Genomic DNA, 21,476 nt, shown 5'->3' on the forward strand with positions numbered 1-21,476 from the left:
CCCGCTGTTGCGCTTCACTCTTGAAACCGCCCTTGGCCCTTTGCACGAATCTAATTCATGTCCCGGCCCTTCCCTTCCCGTTCGCCCGCTGTCATGCGTCACGCAAAACGCCTGTGGCGGCAATACGGCATCTTCTGGCTCGGTGCCATCGCCGTCGGCCTGGTCGCGGTGCTGTACGCGCGTCTGATCGACTGGGGGTATGACGCGTTTCTCGATGTCCGGCAGCGGTATGTGTGGGCGCCGCTCGTGATCACGCCCGCGGTCGCCGCACTCGCGGTCTGGCTCACGCGCAAGTTCTTTCGCGGCTCCGAGGGCAGCGGCATCCCGCAGGTGATCGCGACGCTGCACATGAAACAGCGCGGATACGGCACGCGGCTGCTGTCGCTGCGAATTCTGCTCGGCAAAATCGGCGTGTCGTTTCTCGCGATTCTCGGCGGCTTTACGATCGGCCGTGAAGGACCGACGGTGCAGGTCGGCGCCGCGCTGATGTTCAATCTGCGCCGGTTCTATCCGCGCTCGAATGCGCAGATCGAACGGCAGCTCGCGTTGGCGGGCGCGGCAGCGGGTTTGTCGGCGGCGTTCAATACACCGCTCGCGGGCGTCGTATTCGCAATCGAGGAATTGACGCGCAGCTTCGAGGCGCGCACGAGTGGCGTGCTGATCACGGCGATCATCATTGCGGGTGTCGTCGCACTGGGCCTGAACGGCAACTACACGTATTTCGGTACGATCCAGATCGGCGCGCATTTCCCTGATCTGCTCGCCGTCGCGGTGGTGCTCACCGCGATCGTCACGGGAATCGCAGGCGGTATCTTCGGCTGGCTGCTGCTCAATACCGCGCGCTGGATTCCGGAGCCGCTGCGTCAGTTGCACGGCGAGCGGCCGGTTGTGTTCGCCGCGCTGTGCGGCTTCGCGATCGCGGTGGTCGGCGTGATCTCGGGCGGCACGACGTTCGGCAGCGGCTATACGGAAGCGCGCGGCCTGCTCGAGGGACACGAGCAGTTGTCGGTGTTCTATCCGTTCCTGAAGATGATCGCGATGGTCGGCTCATACCTGCCGGGCATTCCGGGCGGCATCTTCGCGCCGTCGCTGTCGATCGGCGCGGGCTTCGGCAATCTGCTGCACATGGTGTTCGATTCGATGCAATTGCCGATGCTGATCGCGCTCGCGATGGTCGGCTATCTGGCCGCGGTCACGCAGTCGCCGATCACTTCGTTCGTGATCGTGATGGAGATGATCGACGGCCACGCGCTCGTGATTTCGCTGATGGCCACCGCGTTGATCGCGAGCCGAGTGTCCCGCCTGTTCGCGCCGCCGCTCTATGAGTCGCTCGCCGAGCGCTACGTGGCGCCGCTGCCGCAGCCCATGCCTGCGCCAGTGCCGGAAGTGCCCGAGGTCGAGGTGCCGGAAGCGGAAAGCGAGGACGGCGAGCCGAGCGCCGACGATGCCGCAGACGACATCACGACGGATACCGCCGACTCGCCGCGTCAGTAGATGCGTGAGGGCGACGCGAGGCTGACGTTGCGCGGGGTAACGGCACCGCTGGAGTGCAACGGTTCATTTCGACCGGGAAATGGCGAGCGCCGTGGAGATGCGAAGAGACGGCTTCAGACAGAAGCCAGAGGACGAGCCGAACGCCGCAACGCATCACGTCGCTCCGACGCGACGCCATGCGACGTCCTGCACATGATGCGAGACGGACCGCGGTCCATCCGAAGCTCAGGCCTGGGGTATTTCGATCTTGACTTCAAGCACTTCGAGATCGTCCTGACGCTCGAGACTCACGCGTATGTCGTCGTCGGAAATCTTCACGTACTTCGAGATCACGGCCACCAGTTCGCGTTGCAACGCAGGCAGATAATCGGCGGGCGCATGGCCGCCGGCGCGCTCGTGCGCGATGATCAACTGCAGGCGTTCCTTCGCTACCGACGCGGACTTCTTTTTCTCGCCCAGCAAAAACGAAAGAATCGACATGACGTGCGCTCCCCTTACTTGGTGCCGAAGAGGCGCTGCAGCAGCCCGGGCTTCTGGTAATCGACAAAGCGAAGCGATTTCTGCTCGCCGAGGAAACGCGACACGACGTCCTTATAGGCTTCGGCCACATCGGTGCCGTCCATATGCACGGCCGGCAGACCTTGGTTCGACGCGTGCAGCACCGCTTCCGATTCCGGAATCACGCCGATCAGATCGATGCGCAGAATTTCCTGGATGTCGGTCAACGACAGCATTTCGCCTTCGCTGACACGCTTCGGGTTGTAGCGGGTGATCAGCAGGTGCTCCTTGATCGGTTCCTTGCCTTCGATCGCGCGCTTGGTCTTCGACGACAGGATGCCGAGAATGCGATCGGAGTCGCGCACCGACGACACTTCCGGGTTCGTCACGATCAGAGCTTCGTCGGCGAAGTGCATCGCAAGCAGTGCGCCCGACTCGATACCGGCCGGCGAATCGCAGACGATGTATTCGAAGTCCATCGCGATCAGATCGTTGATGACCTTCTCGACACCTTCCATCGTCAGCGCGTCTTTATCGCGCGTTTGCGAGGCCGGGAGGATGAACAGGTTCTCGCATTTCTTGTCTTTGATCAGCGCCTGATTCAGATTCGCTTCGCCCTGGATCACGTTGATCAGGTCGTACACGACGCGGCGCTCGCAGCCCATGATGAGGTCGAGGTTGCGCAGGCCGACGTCGAAGTCGATCACGGCGGTCTTGCTGCCGCGCAACGCGAGGGCCGACGCAAAGCTCGCGCTCGTGGTCGTCTTGCCCACGCCACCCTTGCCCGAAGTCACCACAATGATTTTTGCCATTACCCTTACCTTGTGTTCGTCAAATGCGTCAATTGGTGCGCGGCCCGCCTCGCCGTGAAACGCCGCGTGCCGCAATCGCTCGGGGCAGGGCGCGTTTCGCGGCGCTTTACGTGAGCCGCAGCGGTTCGATCATCAGCTTTTCTTCTTCGAGCCAGATCTGCACCGGCTTGCCGAGCACGTCGGCCGGCAGCGGGTTCTCGGTCGTTCGATAGATGCCCGCGATCGAGATCAGTTCCGGTTCGAGACACGTGCAGAAGATGCGCGCGTCGTGATTGCCCTGCACGCCGGCCAATGCCCGGCCGCGCAGCGGCGCGTAAATGTGGATGTTGCCTTCCGCGATGACCTCGGCGCCGTAGCTGACCAGACCGAGCACGACCAGATCGCCTTTTGCGTAGATGCGCTGACCCGAGCGCAACGGCTTGTCGACCACCATCGTTTGCGGCGACGTGGCAAGACGCACCGGCTCGGCGGCGGGCGTGGGTTCGACGGCGGCGGCAGCGGCCGTGCCCGTGGCCGCGCTGGCGGTTGCGGATGCAGAACTGGCGGACGCGCTCGTGCCCGCGCTTGCCTCGGTGCCTGCCGCCGCGTTTGCCGCGCTCGCCGTGCTGTCCTCATCGGCCTGCTTCGCCGGCGCGCCGCGGCGATCGCGCGCTTCGAGCAACGGCAATCCCGACTCCGTCGCCCACTGTTGCTCCGCATTCGCGACCACGCCGACCGGACGCATGCGCACGCTGTCGAGCAGTTGCGCGATGTCGGCGAGCGGCACGCGTTCGTTGCCGGCGAGACGCCGCACGTCGATCGCGACGACGTCGTTAGCGAAGAATTCGGGGGTCGCCTCGAAGCGTCGCGTCAGCTCGGCACGCATCGCATCGAGGTCGGTCGTTTTGACCACGAACATCAGCGTGTCGACAGAGCCGCTGCGCAGTTCGAAAAAGGGCGATTTCTTGGGCGACATAGCGTTCGGCGAAAAATTTTGCGTATTTTACAGGCGTACAAGCGCGCGGCCACTATTTTTCCCGGGAGAATCGGTACTCGCGCGCGAGCGCAACGCGTGTCGTCGATGCGATCGACGCGCGACGGTGCGAAAGAAACGCTGGCGGGAAAAAGACCGTGATGAAGGGACGGCGAAGACGAGCGGCGCGCGCGACGCGCCGCTTGGGCGATCACTGCTGTAACACCTGCGAAGTGGTCGGCACGTGCCGCACCAGCAGACTTTCGACCTGCTCGGGTGCGCGCTCGACGCGCCGGTGCTCGCCTGTCGGGCCAAAGCCCAGCGCTTCGTAAAAGCGCATCGCGTTGCGGTTCGCGTCGGCGACCCACGCGTAGATTTCCGTGGCGCCCGCATTCGCGAGCCAGCTGCTCGCGGTATCGACGAGCAGCTCGCCGCCGCGCAGATGGCGCACGGCCGGCGCCACCCACAACTCGCAGACGAACGCGCGGCGCGCCGCGGTGTCGTCGAAATGCGCCTCGATCAGCCCGGCCGGATGACCCTCGGTATAGAGCAGGAATGCACCGACGGACTGCGAAACCGCGTGATTCGCCGCGGTCGCGTCGAAACTGGCGGCATCGGCCGACAACGCGTCCTCGAGCGTCGCGCCGAAGGCATACGGCGCCTCCCGCAGCGAGGCCGTGCGGAGTTCGCGAAAAACGGCGCCCTGATCAGCAGTGATGCGGCGAACGGTCAATGACGGACTCATGCAGACGAAACCCCTGGAAACCCTAACGCGTAGCTTTAACCGAACCGGCCGGCGAGTCAAATTTATTATTGACCAGAATATGCGGTCCCGCTCACGGCGCGTCGTAGTCGCCCGTGCCGTCCGGCCACGGCGTCAGCAGTTCATAGCCGTCGTCGGTCACGGCGACCATGTGCTCCCATTGCGCCGACAGCGAGCGGTCCTTCGTGATCACGGTCCAGCCGTCGCGCTGTACCGACGTGCCGGCGCGGCCCGCGTTGATCATCGGCTCGATCGTGAAGACCATGCCCGGCTTCAGGCGCACCCCCTGCCCCGGCTGCCCATAGTGCAGCACCTGCGGGTCCTCGTGATAGACCTTGCCGATGCCGTGCCCGCAGTAGTCGCGCACGATCGAGAAGCCCTCGCGCTGCGCGACCTTCTGGATCGCGTGGCCGACGTCGCCGAGCGTCGCGCCCGGCTTCACCTCGCGGATGCCGGCCACCATCGCCTCGTAGGTCGTGTCGATCAGCGCACGCGCGACCGTGCTCGACTGGCCGACGCAGTACATGCGGCTCGTGTCGCCGAAATAGCCGTCCTTGATGATCGCGACGTCGATGTTGAGGATGTCGCCGTCCTTCAGGATCTCGTTGCGATTCGGAATGCCGTGACACACGACATGGTTGACCGACGTGCAGACGGTCTTCGGAAAGCCCAGATAGCCGACATTGGCCGGAATCGCTTTTTGCGTGTGGACGATGTAGTCGTTGCACAGCGCGTCGAGGTCGTCGGTGGAGACGCCTGCCTTGACGTGCTCGCCGATCATTGCCAGCACATCGGCCGCGAGGCGGCCCGCAATGCGCAGCTTCGCGATATCGTCGGGAGTCTTGTACGTAATGGCCATGAATTCAGTCGATGTGAGTCGCGGGTCAAGCGCGAGATGACCCGCCGCGCCCGAAAGCCCGGCGGCCCGCAACCGCCGCTCGATTGGGCGATTTCGGGCAATTGTACAGAGGATCGTCAGTGGACCCCTCGAAAACCGGCCGAAGCGGTGCGCGAGAAGCGGCGGTGGCGCTGTCGCGGCTTGCTGCGGCGCGCGCCCGAATCAGGATGACAGTTTTTGCGCGGCCCGTTGCGGGCCTGGGCGCTCGCATCGACTTAAGAGCAAAGGAACTCGAAGGATCATCGAGCCGGCAACGCCAATCGTTCAGCTTTCCATACTAAATCAGCGCACCGAGAAGCAGGCTGCCTCGCTCGGCGAGACGGTCTCGGCGATGGAGCAGCTCACCGCGATCGTGCAGCTCAACGCGAGCATTGCCGAATAGGCGAGCGAACTCGCGCGCGTCGCGCGTGACGAGCATCGTCGGTGAAATCGCGCAGGTGTCGCGTGAACAGAGCGATGGGATTCAGCAGCTGGGCATCGCGATCACGCAAATGGTCGAGGTCACGCAACAGAACGCGGCACTCGTCGAGAAAAGCGCGGCGGCGGCCGCGTCGCCCGCGGATCAGGCGCGGGCGCTGAGGGAGGTGATGGAGGGGTTCGGGGTGGATGAGGCGCCCGCACCCCCGCCTCGATACTCCGAAGGGAAGATTGGGCGCCGCCGTCAGGCCCGGCGACATGTCGCTCTTGACACCGGGCAGCATCGACTACGGACGGGCGGAACTGCTTGCGTCGACCCGCGGCCTAGTTGTCGGGATGGGCCGCCGTGAAGCTTTGGAAAGCACTGTAAGACGGATTCAGCGGTGAACCGTTGAGCATGATGCCGTAAGTCTGGTCGCCGCTGTCGAGCACGTAATACATGACGGACTGGATGTTGTGCGTCTTGCGGTTCTGATAGAACTCGCCGAGCTTCGTCGAGATGTAGTTCGAACGATAGGCCTCAGTTTGCTCCGGTCCGGTGTTCCACTCGGTGACGATGAACGGCACGCCATACCGGGCCTTGCAATAGATCGGCAGATCGAAGCCTGGCATCGCGCCGTCCGTACCGAGGTCGAACAGATCGCCATACACCTCGTAGTTGTGCCACGTGGTGATGTCCCAGCGCACGGTCGGGTAACCGCCGCTACCATCCGGCTGCATACCGTCCCACAGCGCGTCCGCCGCGCCGATATCGTTCACGCAGAAGTTGATGCCGCATTTGGCGTTGGACTGAACCGACTTCACGCCGTCGATCATCCCGCGCATGACGCCGCGCATCACCGGCCAGTTCGCGTTGTTGAAGTCCGACGCCCTCGTGCCCGCATAAGTGAAGTTGAGCACGGTGGCGTTCTGCCGCGTCAGCTCGTTGCCGCATTCGTAGATGGTCACGCCATACGGCTTCAGTGCGTTCGCGACGGCCTGGGCTACCGCGTAACCCTGGCTGTAAGCCGCATTCTCGCCAGCAATCAGGTTGCCGCTGGAGTCGTAGACGCCCTGGTTGATCAGCACGATCAGCGTCATCCCCGCCGACTGGAAAGCCTGCGCGAGTCCGATCACCGCGTTCAACTCGGTCGACGTGTTGTTGCAGCCGACGCGATAGCTCGTGCAACCCATGCCCTTCAGGATCGACACGATCTGTTGGGGCGTGTAGTTGTAGTCGAAGTGGCCGTTCATGCCGTAGAACATGCCGGCGGACGGTGTGATCGCGGTGCGCGGATCGTTACAGGGCAGCCAATGGCCGGCGGTGTCGTTGTTCACGTAGAACTGGCCACCCGTGCCGCAATGCCAGATCTTGCCGCCGTACCACAACACGAGCGAGACGTTGTACGTGTCGCCGACCGTCGCCCCGTTGCAGTAAATGACGCCGTTAGTCAGCGTCCAGATTGCGCCGGACTTGTCGATGATGTACGGAGAAGCGGGCAGCGAGGTGCCGTCGGCCGAAGTGCCGCCGAGGCGCGGGTCGTTGCAGCCCACCCAGCCCGAGCCCGTCCATTCGTAAAACTGACCACCCGTACCTTCGTGATAAATCACGCCGCCGTAAAACAGCACGAGCGAGACGTTGTAGGTGTTGCCTGCCGCCGACCCGTTGCGGTAGACCGAACCTCCGGAAAGGGTCCAGACGTTGCCGGAGTTGTCCGTGATGGACGTGGCGGGCGGCATGGAGATGCTGTTCGGGTCGCTCGTCTTCGCAGTCGGCGTTGTATTGCTCGAGGCACCGGACGCACCCGACGCTGCCGCGGCACCGGAAGCGCCAGTCGCAGCGGCTGCCTTGCCAATCGCGTTCGATGACCCACTGCCCCCACCACACGCGGTCAAAAGATAACTTGCGCTCAGGGCCGTCAGGCCCCCAATGAATTGACGTCGTTTTATCATCGCGGAGTAATTCCAAATGTCGGGAAAATTCCCGATAAAAAGACCAAAAGGTGAATTCGCTGTGATTCGACGGACAATGAATAAGGATTCGATGCAAATGAATTTGCAGGCCTTAAAGACTATTGTCCCGAAGTGCTTTGAACGCACGTCTGTGTTGTCCGATTGAACCGAGGCGCGCGAAGGTGGTCCTCGCGGTGGTTCAGATTGACAGGGCTGGGTGCGCGTTGGTTCGCAAACGTTTGCGGTGCAAACGTTTTACTGATTAATTGCCGAAGCTTTCATTTTCAGGAAAATTCTTCCTGTAAAAGCTTCTGACGGCGTAAATCGTACCCTGAACGAATGACCGAGCCCAATCAAAAATCGTATTTATTTGTAAAAAAGGGCAGATCTTGCGGAGATCTGTGGGGTCGGCGAAGATTCGCACTTTCAGAAGTCGATCGGGGGGCGGGTCGCCCGCAAATTTTCTGACTTCGACCCCTTATAGCGTATAACAGCCACGCCCCGAATATGTCCGGTATATGAATTAGGGGACAGTGCAGTACGGATGACTTAAGATATTTGTATGGAAATGAGATGAAAAAGACCACGAGCAACGAATGGCTTATGTAAAAAATTGAAACAAAGGATTTCGCCAAAATAGAAATGATGCTTGAATAATTTCGAATTGCCTTGGCAAAGCCATTCGAGAACTCAAAGCAAAAACCCCTTGATCTCGGTGAAATCAAGGGGTTTCAGAATTTGGCGGAAAGGGTGGGATTCGAACCCACGGTACGGGGAAACCGTACGCCTGATTTCGAGTCAGGTACATTCGACCACTCTGCCACCTTTCCGGGTATTCCAACTCGCTACTGCATCGTCGGATCCAAGCGGGCCGTTGCTTGGGAGAAAAAGATTATAGAACAGCTCGAATTAGTTTTCCAAGCCCCCTCGTCCAAAAAATTTCTAAAAAATTTTCGCGGGACCCCGATGCCGTTCGCGGCATCCATCGTCGGACACGGGACGACACCGCGCCTGCGCGCGCATCGGCGACGCTCAGGCCGCCGGCACTTGCAGCCGCTCGACGCCGCCGAGGTAAGGCCGCAGTGCCGTGGGCACCGTCACCGAGCCATCGGCGTTCTGGAAGTTCTCGAGCACCGCGACGAGCGTGCGGCCCACCGCGAGACCCGAGCCGTTGAGCGTATGCACGAGCTCCGGCTTGCCCTGCGCGTTGCGGAAGCGTGCCTGCATGCGTCGCGCCTGGAACGACTCGGTATTCGAGCAACTCGAAATCTCACGATAGGTGTTCTGCGCGGGCAGCCACACTTCCAGGTCGTAGGTCTTCGCTGCGGAAAAGCCCATGTCGCCGGTGCACAGCGTGATCACGCGATACGGCAGTTCGAGCTTTTGCAGAATCGCCTCCGCATGGCCGACCATCTGCTCGAGCGCGTCGTACGATGCGCCTGGCGCTACGACCTGCACCATCTCGACCTTGTCGAACTGATGCTGGCGGATCATGCCGCGCGTGTCGCGGCCATACGAGCCCGCTTCCGAGCGGAAGCACGGCGAGTGCGCGGTCAGCCTGATCGGCAGCGCGTCCGCTTCGACGATGCTCTCACGCACCGTGTTCGTCAGCGAAATTTCCGAGGTCGAGATCAGGTACTGCGTGACCGTATGTTCACCGCCGCCCTTTTCGACGCGGAACATATCGTCCGCGAACTTCGGCAGCTGGCCCGTGCCGTACAGGATGTCGGGATTGACGATATACGGCGTGTAGATCTCGGTATAGCCGTGCTGCTGCGTGTGCGTGTCGATCATGAACTGCGCGAGCGCGCGATGCAGCCGCGCAATCTGGCCGCGCAGCATCGTGAAGCGCGCGCCCGACAGCTTCGCGCCGGTCTCGAAGTCGAGGCCGAGCGGCGTGCCGACGTCAACGTGATCCTTGACCTCGAAGTCGAACTGGCGCGGCGTGCCCCAGCGGCGCACTTCGACGTTGCCGGCTTCGTCGTTGCCGACCGGCACGCTTTCGTGCGCGAGATTCGGCACGTCGAGCAGCAGATCGGACAGACGCTTCTGGATGTCTTCGAGCTTGACCGCCGACGCCTTCATCTCGTCGCCGATGCCGCCGACTTCGGCCATCACCGCCGACGTGTCTTCGCCGCGTCCTTTCATCGCGCCGATCTGCTTGGACAGGCTGTTGCGGCGCGCCTGCAGTTCTTCGGTACGGGTCTGGGTATCGCGGCGTTCCGCTTCGAGCGCGGTGAAGGCCGCAACGTCGAGGGTATAGCCGCGGTCGGCGAGGCGCTTTGCGACGCCGTCGAGGTCTTTGCGCAGCAACTGGATGTCGAGCATGGGATGGGACGGATGTTCGTTGTATGAAAACGCGATTTTAACGCACCGGCAAAGGTGAAACGCCTCAAGCCTTCTTCGGCTTGTTCTCGGCGCGCCACCGCGCATCGAGTTCGCCAAGGCGCGCGAGCTTCTCGCCGATCTTGCCTTCGAGACCACGCGGTGTCGGCTCGTACCAATGCGGCTCGCGCATGCCGTCGGGCAGATAGGTTTCGCCGGCCGCGTACGCATCGGGTTCGTCGTGCGCGTAGCGGTAGTCGTGGCCGTAGCCGAGTTCCTTCATCAGCTTCGTCGGCGCGTTGCGCAGATGCACCGGCACCGCGCGCGACTGGTCCTTGCCGACGAAGCGCCGCGCCTCGTTGTACGCGTTGTACCCGGCATTCGATTTCGGCGCGACCGCCAGATAGATGATCGCCTGCGCAAGCGCGAGCTCACCTTCGGGCGAACCGAGACGCTCGTAGGTTTCGGCAGCGTCGAGCGTGATGCGCGCGGCGCGCGGGTCCGCGAGGCCGATGTCTTCCCACGCCATGCGCACGATGCGACGCGCGAGATAGCGCGGGTCCGCGCCGCCGTCGAGCATGCGACAGAACCAGTACAGCGCGCCGTCCGGGTTGCTGCCGCGCACGGATTTATGCAGCGCGCTGATCTGGTCGTAGAAGGCGTCGCCGCCCTTGTCGAAGCGGCGCAGATTCTCCGCGAGCGCGCTGCCCAATAACGCGCCGTCGATCTCGGTGGTCTTCTGCTGTGCGGCCGCGCGCGCGACGATCTCGAGGTTGTTCAGCAGCTTGCGGCCGTCGCCGTCGGCCGAACCGATCAGCGCGGCGCGCGCTTCGTCGGTGAAGGTGAGGCCGCCGAGCTCCTTCTGCGCGCGCTCGAGCAGCTCGCGCTGTTCGTCGTCCGTCAGGCTCTTCAGCACGTAGACGGCGGCGCGCGACAGCAACGCGCTATTGACCTCGAACGACGGATTCTCGGTCGTCGCGCCGACGAACACGAACAGGCCCGACTCGACGTGCGGCAAGAACGCGTCTTGCTGGCTCTTGTTGAAGCGATGCACTTCGTCGACGAACACCAGCGTCTGATGGCCGTTCGCGCGATGGATCTGCGCGGTTTCGACCGCCTCGCGGATATCCTTCACGCCCGACAGCACCGCCGACAACGCGATGAACTGCGCGTGAAACGCATCGGCCATCAGCCGCGCGAGCGTGGTCTTGCCGACGCCCGGCGGGCCCCACAGGATCATCGAATGGGCCTCGCCCGATTCGAACGCGACCCTGAGCGGCTTGTTCGGACCGAGCAGATGCGACTGGCCGATCACTTCGTCGATATTGCGTGGCCGCAGGCGTTCGGCAAGCGGAACATTGGCACGGGTTTCTTCAAACATGACGTTTTGGGGATAATCTCGGCTTTCCGGGGCACGCACCGCTTCGGAGCAGCGCCTCGCGGGACAAGCGCAAAGCCCGCGTCCGGCCGGAAACACAGGCACGAACGCGGGCAACGTCCTGCATTATGACAGTGACGGCGGCCAGGCGATGGCCGACCCGGGGCGCCGGCAACGCAAAGAATCACAGCACCACCAACAGGAACGAACATCAGATGGCTCAAGATTCCGTCGCCGGAAACGCCGGCTCCACCTACGCGCCGCTCACGCCGGTGCCCGACGCGCGCCGCGCGTTTCGCACCGGCGACGCGTTCGCGCTGTGGTTCTCGCTCGGCATCGGCCTGCTCGTCGCCCAGGCGGGCGCGCTGCTGGTGCCGGGGCTGTCGCTGCCGCACGCGCTCGTCGCGATCGTGCTCGGCAGCGTCATCGGCGTCGTGCTGCTCGCGCTCGTGGGCGTGATCGGCACCGACACCGGGCTCGCGGCGATGTCGTCGCTGCGTCCGACGCTCGGCGTGCGCGGCGCGTCGGTGCCGGCCGTGCTGAACATGGTGCAACTGGTCGGCTGGGGCTCGTTCGAGGTGATCGTGATGCGCGATTCTGCCGATGCGCTCGCGAAACAGGCGTTCGGCCTGTCGATGCCGCTCGTGTGGACCGTGATCTTCGGCGTGCTCGCGACGCTGCTCGCGATCAGCGGCCCGCTGTCGTTCGTGCGGCGCTTTCTGCGCAAGTGGGGGATCTGGCTGCTGCTCGCGGGCGCCGCATGGCTCACGTGGAATCTGCTCGCGCGCCACAATCTCGCGGACCTGATGCGTCGTCCCGGCACCGGCGAGATGTCGTTCGGCGGCGCGGTCGACCTCGTGGTCGCGATGCCGCTGTCATGGCTGCCGCTGATCGCCGACTACACGCGCTTCGGCCGCCGCGCCGGCGAGACGTTCCGCGGCACGCTATACGGCTATGGCATCGCGAACATCTGGTTCTATGCGCTCGGCGCGGTCTACGGGCTCGCTGCCGGCGGCGGCGATGCATTGCTGACCGGCGCGCTCGCGCAAGCGGGCGGCGGGTTTGCGCTGCTGCTGATTCTGATCGACGAAATCGACAATGCGTTCGCCGACATCCACTCGGCCGCGGTGTCGACCGGCACGTTCTGGACGCGCGCGAGCGTGCCGTTGCTGTCGGCCGCGTTCGGTGCGCTGTGCACGCTGATCGCGCTGCTCGTGCCGATGGCGAAGTACCAGAACTTCCTGCTGCTGATCGGCTCGGTATTCGCGCCGCTGTTCGGCGTCGTGCTGATGGATCACTTCATCGTGCGCAAGCGTCGCGTCGACGCCGCGGTGCTCGCCGATGTGCTCGGCCGCTACGGCTTCTCGGGCGGCTGGCACCTGAGCGCGTTCGTCGCTTGGGCGATCGGCATCGCCTCGTACCAGGTGATCAATCAATGGCTACCGAATGTCGGCGCGACGCTGCCGTCGCTTGCGATCGGCGCGGTGTGCTATTACGCGTTCGTCTCGGCGCGCAAGACCGCGTATGCGTGAGCGCGTCACCCTCAGCGCGTTGCATTAGACGCAGCTGTCACAAAATAAAAAAGACCTGCAATCCAACTGCAGGTCTTTTTTTGTGACCGTCGAACGGCCAATCACAGTGCGCGCCGCGGGCTATTTTTTCGCCGCTTTGCGCCGACGCGATTCGGCCTTGCGACACAGATCCGTGAGCAGCCAACGGGCGACGGTCTCCGGCCGATTCGGCGCATACGAGGCGAATTTGCTCTCGTTCGCGAAATGGACGACGACGGTGCCCGTCATGACGCGATAAGTTCCGGCATAGTTTACGCCGTCCAGTTCCACGCTAAGCGCGTGGGTGGTTTCATATTCCGCGAAAGTCAAAATAAATGTGATATCTCGAAACGAGACATTATCGCTACGATTTTTCGGAAGTCAAAAAAATATGCAATTGGTTGCATATTAAATTATCACCGGCGGTAATTGTTGCGTTTCCCGCTCGAAAACCCAAATAACGGGCTGCCGGATACGTTAGATAACCTGACTGCCTTACTGCCGTTCAAGCGGAACCGCCGGCGTATCGGCGAAACGCTCAAGCGCGCGATTGCCTTCCCGATGGGCTTCGGCCTCATCGATAAAGGTCTTTTCACTATATGCAACGACCTTGAAACCACTTCCGGCCGCGCGCGGAACCGTTATTCCCCAATGCCACCCGCCCTCCTGCTGGAACACATGGAGGGATGGGGACAAGCGTGAATCGTGTGAAGAAGACAATCTCATGACATGCCTCACCTTTCCAGACATCTGAAGCGACAACCAGATTCGATCAGTTTAGGCGTTATTTTGTTGCGTTGCAGCAAAAAATTGTTAGAGATTGCGTACCCAATCCCGGAAAATGATCGGACGCGCCAACTCCAGCCCATGAGCAATGCCGCTCTTTCCAGTCTCGCACTAAATCATTACGTCTGCCGGTACGACGATTTAACGTTCGTCGCGGCGCCGGGCGCGCATCCCTAAGCAATCCACGCGCCGCGCGAAATAAAAAGCCGCGCTCGACAAGCGCGGCTTCGCGGGCGTTTGCAAAGGCGCCACGTGTCGGCGCCTACCGCGCGGTTTATCCGTTGATCACATCCGCGCCCTTCGGCACCGTGAACTTGAATGCATCGGGCGGCAGTTGCGGATTTTTCTGGATGTTCGAGAACGTGAGCAGCGTCACGTTACCGAACACGTCGTGCAATTCCATCGCTTCGAGATTGCCGTCCTTGAAACCGATGCCGACGCGCTCGAACTGCGTGTCCTTCGCCTTCGGCGTCAGTTCGAGCCAGTCGATGCCGGCCTTCACGCCCGCGTCGCGCAGCGAGAAGTTCTTGTCCAGATCGTTGCTGCCGAACAGGATCGCCGCCGGGCTTGCGCCGAGCGCGTTGCCGAGCGGGCGCACCGTCACCTGGTTCAGATCCTTGTCGTAGACGTAGAACTTGTCGCCGTCCGCCTGCAGCAATTGCGAGTAGGGCTTCTCGTATTGCCAGATGAACTTGCCGGGCCGCGCGAACATGAACGTGCCGCTCGACGTGGTCGGCTTGGCCGGGTTCGCGGTGGACAGCGCGCCGCTCGCGCCCTGCGCCTTGCTCGGCGCGCGCACTTCCTGCTGCACGAAGGCGCCGCGCGCCGAATGGACCTGCGCGATGAATGCCTTCAGTTGCTCGGTGCCGCTCGCGAACGCGTGCGAGGCGACGAGCAGCGACGCACCGATCGCGACATTGCCCACGGCGCGCGCGATCTTGCGCATGCCGCGGGACACGCGCTCGCCGAGGCGCCCCGCTCGACGCTGTCGGGCATCCTGCTGCGCGATTGCTTGCATAGGTTTTTCTCCCTTGAATGAATTCGGTGATGGGCTGCGCCGGCTCGATGCACTCGCTGAACACAGAGTGACTGGCCCAGCGTCGAGCCGCAATGGCGCACCGGACGGTGCACGCGGCGTCGCTCGCGATGGCCGCAATGGCTCGTTGCGGCTATTCCGCCTCGCGCGCCGGCGCCAGGATCTCGCGATTGCCGTTCGACGACATCGCCGACACCACGCCCGAATTCTCCATCTGTTCGAGTAGACGCGCCGCCCGGTTGTAGCCGATGCGCAGATGCCGCTGCACGAGTGAAATCGACGCGCGGCGATTCTTCAGCACGACGTCGACCGCCTGATCGTATAACGGGTCCGACTCGCCTTCGGTGGACGCGGTTCCCGCCGAGCCTTCGTCGCCCTCGCCGCTCACGCCGCCTTCGAGAATGCCCTCGATATAGTTCGGCTCGCCCTGCTCCTTGAGCTTGTCGACGACGCGGTGCACTTCATCATCCGACACGAACGCGCCGTGCACGCGCACCGGCAAACCGCTGCCTGGCGGCAGATAGAGCATGTCGCCCATGCCGAGCAGCGACTCGGCGCCCTGCTGGTCGAGAATCGTGCGCGAGTCGATCTTCGACGACACCTGGAACGCCATACGGGTCGGCACGTTGGCCTTGATCAGGCCGGTGATCACGTCGACCGACGGACGCTGCGTAGCGAGAATCAGATGGATGCCGGCCGCGCGCGCCTTCTGCGCGATCCGCGCGATCAGCTCTTCGACCTTCTTGCCGACGACCATCATCAGGTCGGCCAGTTCGTCGATGACGATCACGATGTTCGGCAAACGCGTCAGCGGTTCCGGATCGTCCGGCGTCAGGCTGAACGGATTCGGCAGCTTCTCTTCGCGCTTGGCCGCTTCGTCGATCTTGTTGTTGTAGCCGGCGAGGTTACGCACGCCGACCTTGCTCATCAGCTTGTAGCGGCGCTCCATTTCGGCGACCGCCCAGTTCAGCGCGTGGCCCGCCTGGCGCATGTCGGTGACGACCGGACACAGCAGGTGCGGAATGCCTTCGTAGACGCTCATTTCGAGCATCTTCGGATCGATCAGGATCATGCGCACCTGCTCGGCGCTCGCCTTGTACAGCAGCGACAGGATCATCGCGTTGATACCCACAGACTTGCCCGAACCAGTCGTGCCGGCGACGAGCAAATGCGGCATCTTCGCGAGATCCGCGCACACGGGCTTGCCGCCGATGTCCTTGCCGAGACCCATCGTGAGCGGCGACGCGGCATCCGCATACACGGCCGAGCCGAGAATTTCGGACAGGCTCACGGTCTGACGGCGCTGGTTCGGCAGCTCCAACGCCATGTAGTTCTTGCCCGGAATCGTTTCGACGACGCGAATCGACACGAGCGACAGCGAGCGCGCGAGATCCTTCGCGAGATTAACGATCTGACTGCCCTTCACGCCCGTGGCCGGCTCGATTTCATAGCGCGTGACGACGGGCCCCGGATACGCGGCGACCACGCTCACGTCGACACCGAAGTCCTTCAGCTTCTTCTCGATCAGGCGCGACGTGAATTCGAGCGTGTCCGCGGAAATGGTTTCCTGCGCGGCTGGCGCGGGGTCGAGCAGCGCGATGGGCGGCAGCGTGGAGTCGCCGGGCAGATCGGTAAAGAGCGGCACCTGGCGTTCCTTCTCGACACGCTCCGACTTCGCCGGCGTGGCGAGCGGCGGCACGATCACTACGGGCTCGTGCTCCTCGATGCGCACGCGGCCCTTCTCGACCTTGCCTTCGCGCTTCACGGCGGCCGCTTCGCCGAGCTTGCGATCGAGCCCGGCCTCGCGGCGCAGCTTCGCGAACGTCACCGCGGAAATGATCGATTCGCCGACCTTCTCCGCGACCGACAGCCACGAAAAACGGAAGTACAGCGACAGCCCGATCCCGAGACCGAGCAGCAGCGCGAGCGTGCCACCGGTGAAGCCGAGCGCATGCGAGATGCCGCGCGCGACAGCCTCGCCGATCACGCCGCCGGGCGCGCGCGGCAACTGCACCTTCAGCGACCACATGCGCAGCGCCTCGAGGCCGTTGCACGACAGCAGCACGAGCATGAACGCGAACGCGTCCGCGAGCCAGCTGACGCCGCGCGGCGCGTCGTCGTCCTGCGGCTCTTCGTTGCGGCTGATGCGCTTGTAGTTCGCGGAGATGTGGCGGCCGAGCAGCACGATCCACCAGTAGGCGGACAGGCCGAACAGCAGCAGCAGGATGTCGGAAGTCCACGCGCCGACGCGGCCCGCCCAGTTCGAGATATGGTCGACCTGCGCGGCATGGGTCCAGCTCGGGTCGTGCCTGCTGTAGCTGACGAGCGACATCAGCAGGAACACGCCGAGGGCCACCTGCAGAATCCAGCGGATTTCGGTGAAGAGGCGCGACATGCGGTGCGGCAATGCCTGCGCGCTCGCGGTATAGGGAGCTTTTGCCATTGATCCTGTTGCCTGGGGTAGCCGGTTCAGGCTGAAACTGCCGCCGGGAACGCGGCCCGAGCCTCGCCGCGCACGGCTTCGGGCCCGATCCCGGCTACCGGAAACTTCGATCCGGGCTATTGTAAACGCTGTGTCCCGCGCAAGGCTGTAAATGACGGTAACCTGGCTGTTTGACCACAGACGCATGCGCGAGGCGCGCTGAATTCGCCGTATCGCGCCGCGGGCTCGCCCCGAGCGCCCACGCCGCCACGCTATCGCGGCGATCAGAAAGCTTGATGGCGCAGCGGCACGCCCCGCCCTTTATAATGCCCGACTGATACCCATCTACAGTTTCAGCTCAAAAACGCACGGCTACGCAGCGGCGAGCCGCGCGCCGTACAAGGATTCGATCATGCCCGCAACTGCAACGAAACACGCCAAGGTTCTGATTCTCGGTTCCGGTCCCGCCGGCTACACGGCGGCGGTTTACGCGGCGCGCGCCAACCTCGCGCCGGTGCTCGTCACCGGCATCGCGCAAGGCGGCCAGCTGATGACCACGACCGACGTCGAAAACTGGCCCGCCGACGCCAACGGCGTGCAAGGCCCGGAACTGATGGCGCGCTTCCTCGAGCACGCCGAGCGCTTCAATACCGAGATCATCTTCGACCACATCCACACGGCGAAGCTCGATGAGAAGCCGATTCGCCTGATCGGCGATTCGGGCGAATACACGTGCGATTCGCTGATCATCTCGACGGGCGCATCGGCGCAGTATCTCGGCCTGCCGTCGGAAGAGGCGTTCATGGGCAAGGGCGTGTCGGCCTGCGCGACCTGCGACGGCTTCTTCTACAAGCAGCAGCACGTCGCCGTGATCGGCGGCGGCAATACGGCCGTCGAAGAGGCGCTCTACCTCGCCGGCATCGCGAAGAAGGTGACCGTGATCCATCGCCGCGACAAGTTCCGCGCCGAGCCGATCCTGATCGACCGTCTGCTCGCGAAGGAGAAGGAGGGCGTCGTCGAGATCAAGTGGAACCATGTGCTCGAAGAAGTAACCGGCGACAACTCCGGCGTGACCGGCCTGCGCATCAAGCACACGCAGAGTGGCGAGACCACTGACATCGCGCTGCAGGGCCTGTTCGTCGCGATCGGCCACAAGCCGAACACGGACATCTTCGCAGGCCAGCTCGAGATGAAGAACGGCTACATCATCACGAAGGGCGGCCTGAACGGTTTCGCGACCGCGACCAGCGTGCCGGGCGTGTTCGCCGCGGGCGACGTGCAGGACCACATCTATCGCCAGGCGATCACCAGCGCGGGCACCGGCTGTATGGCCGCGCTCGACGCGCAGCGCTATCTCGAGACCATCAACGAAATGGCCGGCGAGCACGCGATGAGCGCGGAAGCGGACCGCTGATCCGCGCCGCGCTGCCGTATGTCGAGACGAAGTCCCGACAAACGGGCGCGACAGTAAAATGACGGTGGCGCAGCGCTGCTGTCATTGGCTCACGAAGGCCGCGGCTGAAATGCCGGCGGCCTTTGTCGTTTTTGCCGCCTTGTCAATGTGCGTCGAGCGCGTTGGCAGCACCACCGACCGACCTTTCCGCCTGTATTGCCGACATGCCGAAGAATCAGCCCCATCCGAACGATCCGAAACGCGCGCAAGCCGCCACGCGTCCCGCGCCCGCAACGGCTGCGCCCGCCGTCGCACCGAAGCTCGATCGCGCATCGGGGCTCGCCGGACTCGGTGCGTTGCGTGAAGCGTTGAAGGGCGAAGCCGAGCGGCGCGAGCGCGAACAGGCGGCGACGCGAGCGGCGCAGCGCGAAGCGGCCGCCGACGCCGATCTGTTCCGCCGCGAGATCGGCGAAGTCGCGCCGCTCGCGATTCCGCCGCGCGCGACGCTCACGCGCAATCCCCCGCCGCCGCTGCCGGTGCAGACGCTGCTCGACGAGGAGGCGGTGCTGCACGAAGCGATCTCCGACGAATTCGACCCCGAAGTGCTGCTCGAAACCGACGAAACGCTGTCGTATTGCCGCCCCGGCTTGAGCCGCGACGTAGTGCGCAAGCTGCGGCGCGGCGACTGGATCGTGCAGGCGCAGATCGACCTGCACGGCATGCGGCGCGAAGAGGCACGCGAGGCGCTCGCGGAATTCATCCGCGAATCGGCCAAACGCGGCCTGCGCTGCCTGCGCGTGATTCACGGCAAGGGTCTGGGGTCGATCGGCAAGGAGCCGGTGCTGAAGGGCAAGGTGCGCGCGTGGCTCGTGCAGAAATCCGAAGTGATCGCGTTCTGTCAGGCGCGCCCTCATGACGGCGGCGCCGGTGCGGTGCTCGTGCTGTTGCAGCCGGGCTCGTTGCCGCCGCATGGGGCGAGCGCGAAGGTCTGAGGTCGATTTTTTCGGCCGTCGTTCGTCGTGGGGTAAACGGCCAGTCTGGCCGTCGCGCGGTGTGGCTCTCGTCGTCACCGCGTACTCGTGCTGTGCAACCGTCAAAGGTGATCGCGATGCCCATGCTGCTTTATGCCCATCCGTTCTCGTCCTACTGCCAGAAGGCCCTGACCGCGCTGTACGAAAACGGTACGCCGTTCGAGATGCGCGTGCTCGCGCATGACGACCCGAAGGTCATGGCCGAATTGGCCGCGCTGTGGCCGATCAGGCGCTTCCCGGTGCTCGTCGACGGCGGGCGCACGGTGGTCGAGGCGAGCATCATCATCGAATATCTGGGCCTGCATTATCCGGGGCCTGTCACACTGTTGCCCGCCGATCCGCGCGTAGCGCTCGAGGTGCGCACGATGGACCGCTTCTTCGACAACTACATTTCGACTCCACAGCAAAAAGTCGTGTTCGATAGCCTGCGTCCCGAAGCCGAGCGCGACCGGCGTGGCGTCGCCGATGCGCGCGCGCTGCTCGACACTTCGTACGCATGGCTCGACCGTCACATGGCCGAGCGCGAATGGGCCGCCGGCGACAGCTTCAGCCTCGCCGACTGCGGCGCCGCCCCGTTCCTGTTCTACGCCGACTGGACACACCCGATCGACCCCGCGTTCGCGCACGTGCGCGCGTACCGGCAGCGGCTGCTCGCGCGGCCCTCGTTCGCACGCGCGGTCGACGAGGCGCGGCCCTACCGGCCGCTATTTCCGCTGGGCGCGCCGGAGCGGGATTGAGCCACGAGCGGCGGTGGCAGTTGCGCGCGAACGAGACGCGGCAGACAACCCGTTTTGCTGGCTGTAGACTTCCTGTCGTGTCGCAAACCTGCCCCGCCCTTCTTCTGGCTCACCACCCACAAGGCACACCATGGACCGTTTCGAAGCGATGGAGATCTTCACGCGCGTGGTCGAAGCGAACAGCTTCACCAAGGTTTCGGAATCGCTCGATCTGCCGCGCGCGAAGGTCAGCCGCACGATCCAGGCGCTCGAGGAACACGTCGGCGTGCGGCTCCTGAACCGCTCGACCCGCCAGGTCAGCGTGACCGAAGACGGCGCATCGTTCTACGAGCGCTGCGTGCGCATTCTCGCCGACGTCGCCGATGCCGAGTCGTCGCTGTCGAGCAAGCGCGAGAATCCGGCCGGGACGATCCGCGTCGACACCTCCGGCACGCTCGCGCGCTCGCTGCTGCTGCCCGCGCTCGACGACTTCTACGCGCACTACCCCGCGATCGACGTGCGCCTCGGTCTCGCGGACCGCAACATCGATCTGATCCAGGACGCCGTCGATTGCGTGATCCGCATGGGCACGCCCGAAGAATCGAGCCTCGTTGCGAAGCGCATCGGGCTTGCGCGCATCGTCACGTGCGCATCGCCCGCGTATCTGCGCAAGTTCGGCACGCCGACCACACTGGCGGACCTCGGCGAGCATCGCGCGGTCAACTACGTGTCCGCGCGCAGCGGCAGGACCTTCCCGTTCGAATACGAAGTGGACGGCGAAATCGAGCGCGTCGCGATGGATAGCACGCTCGCCGTCAACGACGGCTCGGTGTACATCACGGCGGGTGTGTTGGGCCACGGCATCATCCAGCCGTCGCGCTTCATGGTCGCCGAGCTGATCGAGCAAGGCGCGCTCACGGAGATTCTCGGCAACTACACGAGCCCCGGTACACCGCTGTCGATTCTGTATGCGCATCGCCGCAATCTGAGTTCGCGGCTGCGCGCGTTTATCGATTGGGTCAGCGAGCTCGCGCGCAACAATCCGGACTTGCGTTTGCCCGAGGCGGCGTAAC

At 63.7% G+C, this 21,476-nt stretch carries 18 protein-coding genes and 1 tRNA gene; 7 read left to right on the forward strand and 12 right to left on the reverse strand.

The genetic code is table 11. From position 1 onward, the window contains the following. The first annotated feature begins 57 nt into the window (after window positions 1-57). Window positions 58-1,494 (forward strand): chloride channel protein, encoded by a 1,437-nt coding sequence (locus OKW39_RS07485; protein ID WP_429335919.1) that lies wholly within the window; start codon window positions 58-60, stop codon window positions 1,492-1,494. A gap of 225 nt (window positions 1,495-1,719) precedes the next feature. On the opposite strand, the gene minE is transcribed toward OKW39_RS07485, so the two are convergent. The 9 genes from minE to OKW39_RS07530 form a co-directional block, all read right to left on the reverse strand. After that, window positions 1,720-1,974 carry a cell division topological specificity factor MinE gene (gene minE, locus OKW39_RS07490; protein ID WP_008922443.1) on the reverse strand — a complete coding sequence of 85 codons (255 nt, stop codon included), beginning with the start codon at window positions 1,972-1,974 and terminating at the stop codon, window positions 1,720-1,722. A 14-nt stretch (window positions 1,975-1,988) separates the two neighbouring features. Next, on the reverse strand, window positions 1,989-2,804 hold the full coding sequence (gene minD, locus OKW39_RS07495; protein WP_018419744.1) for a septum site-determining protein MinD: 816 nt from the start codon (window positions 2,802-2,804) through the stop codon (window positions 1,989-1,991). Between the two features lie 106 nt (window positions 2,805-2,910). Beyond that, on the reverse strand, window positions 2,911-3,759 hold the full coding sequence (minC, locus tag OKW39_RS07500; RefSeq protein WP_184045634.1) for a septum site-determining protein MinC: 849 nt from the start codon (window positions 3,757-3,759) through the stop codon (window positions 2,911-2,913). A 208-nt stretch (window positions 3,760-3,967) separates the two neighbouring features. Next, window positions 3,968-4,501 (reverse strand): GNAT family N-acetyltransferase, encoded by a 534-nt coding sequence (locus OKW39_RS07505; protein WP_090803490.1) that lies wholly within the window; start codon window positions 4,499-4,501, stop codon window positions 3,968-3,970. A gap of 91 nt (window positions 4,502-4,592) precedes the next feature. Further along, complete coding sequence (gene map / locus OKW39_RS07510) at window positions 4,593-5,378, reverse strand: type I methionyl aminopeptidase (RefSeq protein WP_187616018.1); 786 nt, start codon at window positions 5,376-5,378, stop codon at window positions 4,593-4,595. Window positions 5,379-6,158: 780 nt separating this feature from the next. Then, on the reverse strand, window positions 6,159-7,766 hold the full coding sequence (locus tag OKW39_RS07515) for a hypothetical protein (RefSeq protein ID WP_090803486.1): 1,608 nt from the start codon (window positions 7,764-7,766) through the stop codon (window positions 6,159-6,161). A 739-nt stretch (window positions 7,767-8,505) separates the two neighbouring features. Beyond that, window positions 8,506-8,596, reverse strand: a tRNA-Ser gene (locus OKW39_RS07520). Between the two features lie 202 nt (window positions 8,597-8,798). After that, window positions 8,799-10,094: a serine--tRNA ligase gene (serS, locus tag OKW39_RS07525; protein ID WP_090803484.1), complete on the reverse strand. Its 1,296-nt coding sequence runs from the start codon at window positions 10,092-10,094 to the stop codon at window positions 8,799-8,801. 64 nt (window positions 10,095-10,158) lie between these two features. After that, complete coding sequence (locus OKW39_RS07530) at window positions 10,159-11,472, reverse strand: replication-associated recombination protein A (RefSeq protein WP_090803482.1); 1,314 nt, start codon at window positions 11,470-11,472, stop codon at window positions 10,159-10,161. 212 nt (window positions 11,473-11,684) lie between these two features. Here OKW39_RS07530 and cytX point away from each other — a divergent pair, with 212 nt between their 5' ends. Further along, on the forward strand, window positions 11,685-13,001 hold the full coding sequence (gene cytX / locus OKW39_RS07535) for a putative hydroxymethylpyrimidine transporter CytX (RefSeq protein WP_429562354.1): 1,317 nt from the start codon (window positions 11,685-11,687) through the stop codon (window positions 12,999-13,001). Window positions 13,002-13,121: 120 nt separating this feature from the next. Here cytX and OKW39_RS07540 read toward each other — a convergent pair whose 3' ends face one another. After that, entirely contained in the window at window positions 13,122-13,310 is a 189-nt protein-coding gene (locus tag OKW39_RS07540) for a hypothetical protein (protein WP_244144826.1), read from the reverse strand. Between the two features lie 141 nt (window positions 13,311-13,451). Here OKW39_RS07540 and OKW39_RS07545 point away from each other — a divergent pair, with 141 nt between their 5' ends. Then, window positions 13,452-13,721 (forward strand): hypothetical protein, encoded by a 270-nt coding sequence (locus OKW39_RS07545; RefSeq protein WP_429562355.1) that lies wholly within the window; start codon window positions 13,452-13,454, stop codon window positions 13,719-13,721. A gap of 358 nt (window positions 13,722-14,079) precedes the next feature. Here OKW39_RS07545 and lolA read toward each other — a convergent pair whose 3' ends face one another. Further along, complete coding sequence (gene lolA / locus OKW39_RS07550) at window positions 14,080-14,823, reverse strand: outer membrane lipoprotein chaperone LolA (RefSeq protein ID WP_429562356.1); 744 nt, start codon at window positions 14,821-14,823, stop codon at window positions 14,080-14,082. Between the two features lie 151 nt (window positions 14,824-14,974). Beyond that, window positions 14,975-17,284: a DNA translocase FtsK gene (locus OKW39_RS07555; RefSeq protein WP_167368628.1), complete on the reverse strand. Its 2,310-nt coding sequence runs from the start codon at window positions 17,282-17,284 to the stop codon at window positions 14,975-14,977. Window positions 17,285-17,675: 391 nt separating this feature from the next. Between OKW39_RS07555 and trxB the strand changes: the two genes are divergently transcribed. The 4 genes from trxB (at window position 17,676) to OKW39_RS07575 (ending at window position 21,475) form a co-directional block, all read left to right on the forward strand. Then, window positions 17,676-18,677 carry a thioredoxin-disulfide reductase gene (gene trxB / locus OKW39_RS07560; protein ID WP_090803474.1) on the forward strand — a complete coding sequence of 334 codons (1,002 nt, stop codon included), beginning with the start codon at window positions 17,676-17,678 and terminating at the stop codon, window positions 18,675-18,677. A 203-nt stretch (window positions 18,678-18,880) separates the two neighbouring features. Next, window positions 18,881-19,648 carry a Smr/MutS family protein gene (locus tag OKW39_RS07565; protein ID WP_429563468.1) on the forward strand — a complete coding sequence of 256 codons (768 nt, stop codon included), beginning with the start codon at window positions 18,881-18,883 and terminating at the stop codon, window positions 19,646-19,648. A gap of 116 nt (window positions 19,649-19,764) precedes the next feature. Then, entirely contained in the window at window positions 19,765-20,424 is a 660-nt protein-coding gene (locus OKW39_RS07570) for a glutathione S-transferase family protein (RefSeq protein WP_429562357.1), read from the forward strand. Window positions 20,425-20,554: 130 nt separating this feature from the next. Continuing rightward, window positions 20,555-21,475 carry a LysR family transcriptional regulator gene (locus OKW39_RS07575; RefSeq protein ID WP_090803470.1) on the forward strand — a complete coding sequence of 307 codons (921 nt, stop codon included), beginning with the start codon at window positions 20,555-20,557 and terminating at the stop codon, window positions 21,473-21,475. The last annotated feature ends 1 nt before the right edge of the window (window position 21,476 follow it).

Origin of the sequence: Paraburkholderia sp. MM6662-R1 (assembly GCF_050436245.1) — a bacterium.
In the GTDB taxonomy this organism is placed as follows: domain Bacteria; phylum Pseudomonadota; class Gammaproteobacteria; order Burkholderiales; family Burkholderiaceae; genus Paraburkholderia; species Paraburkholderia tuberum.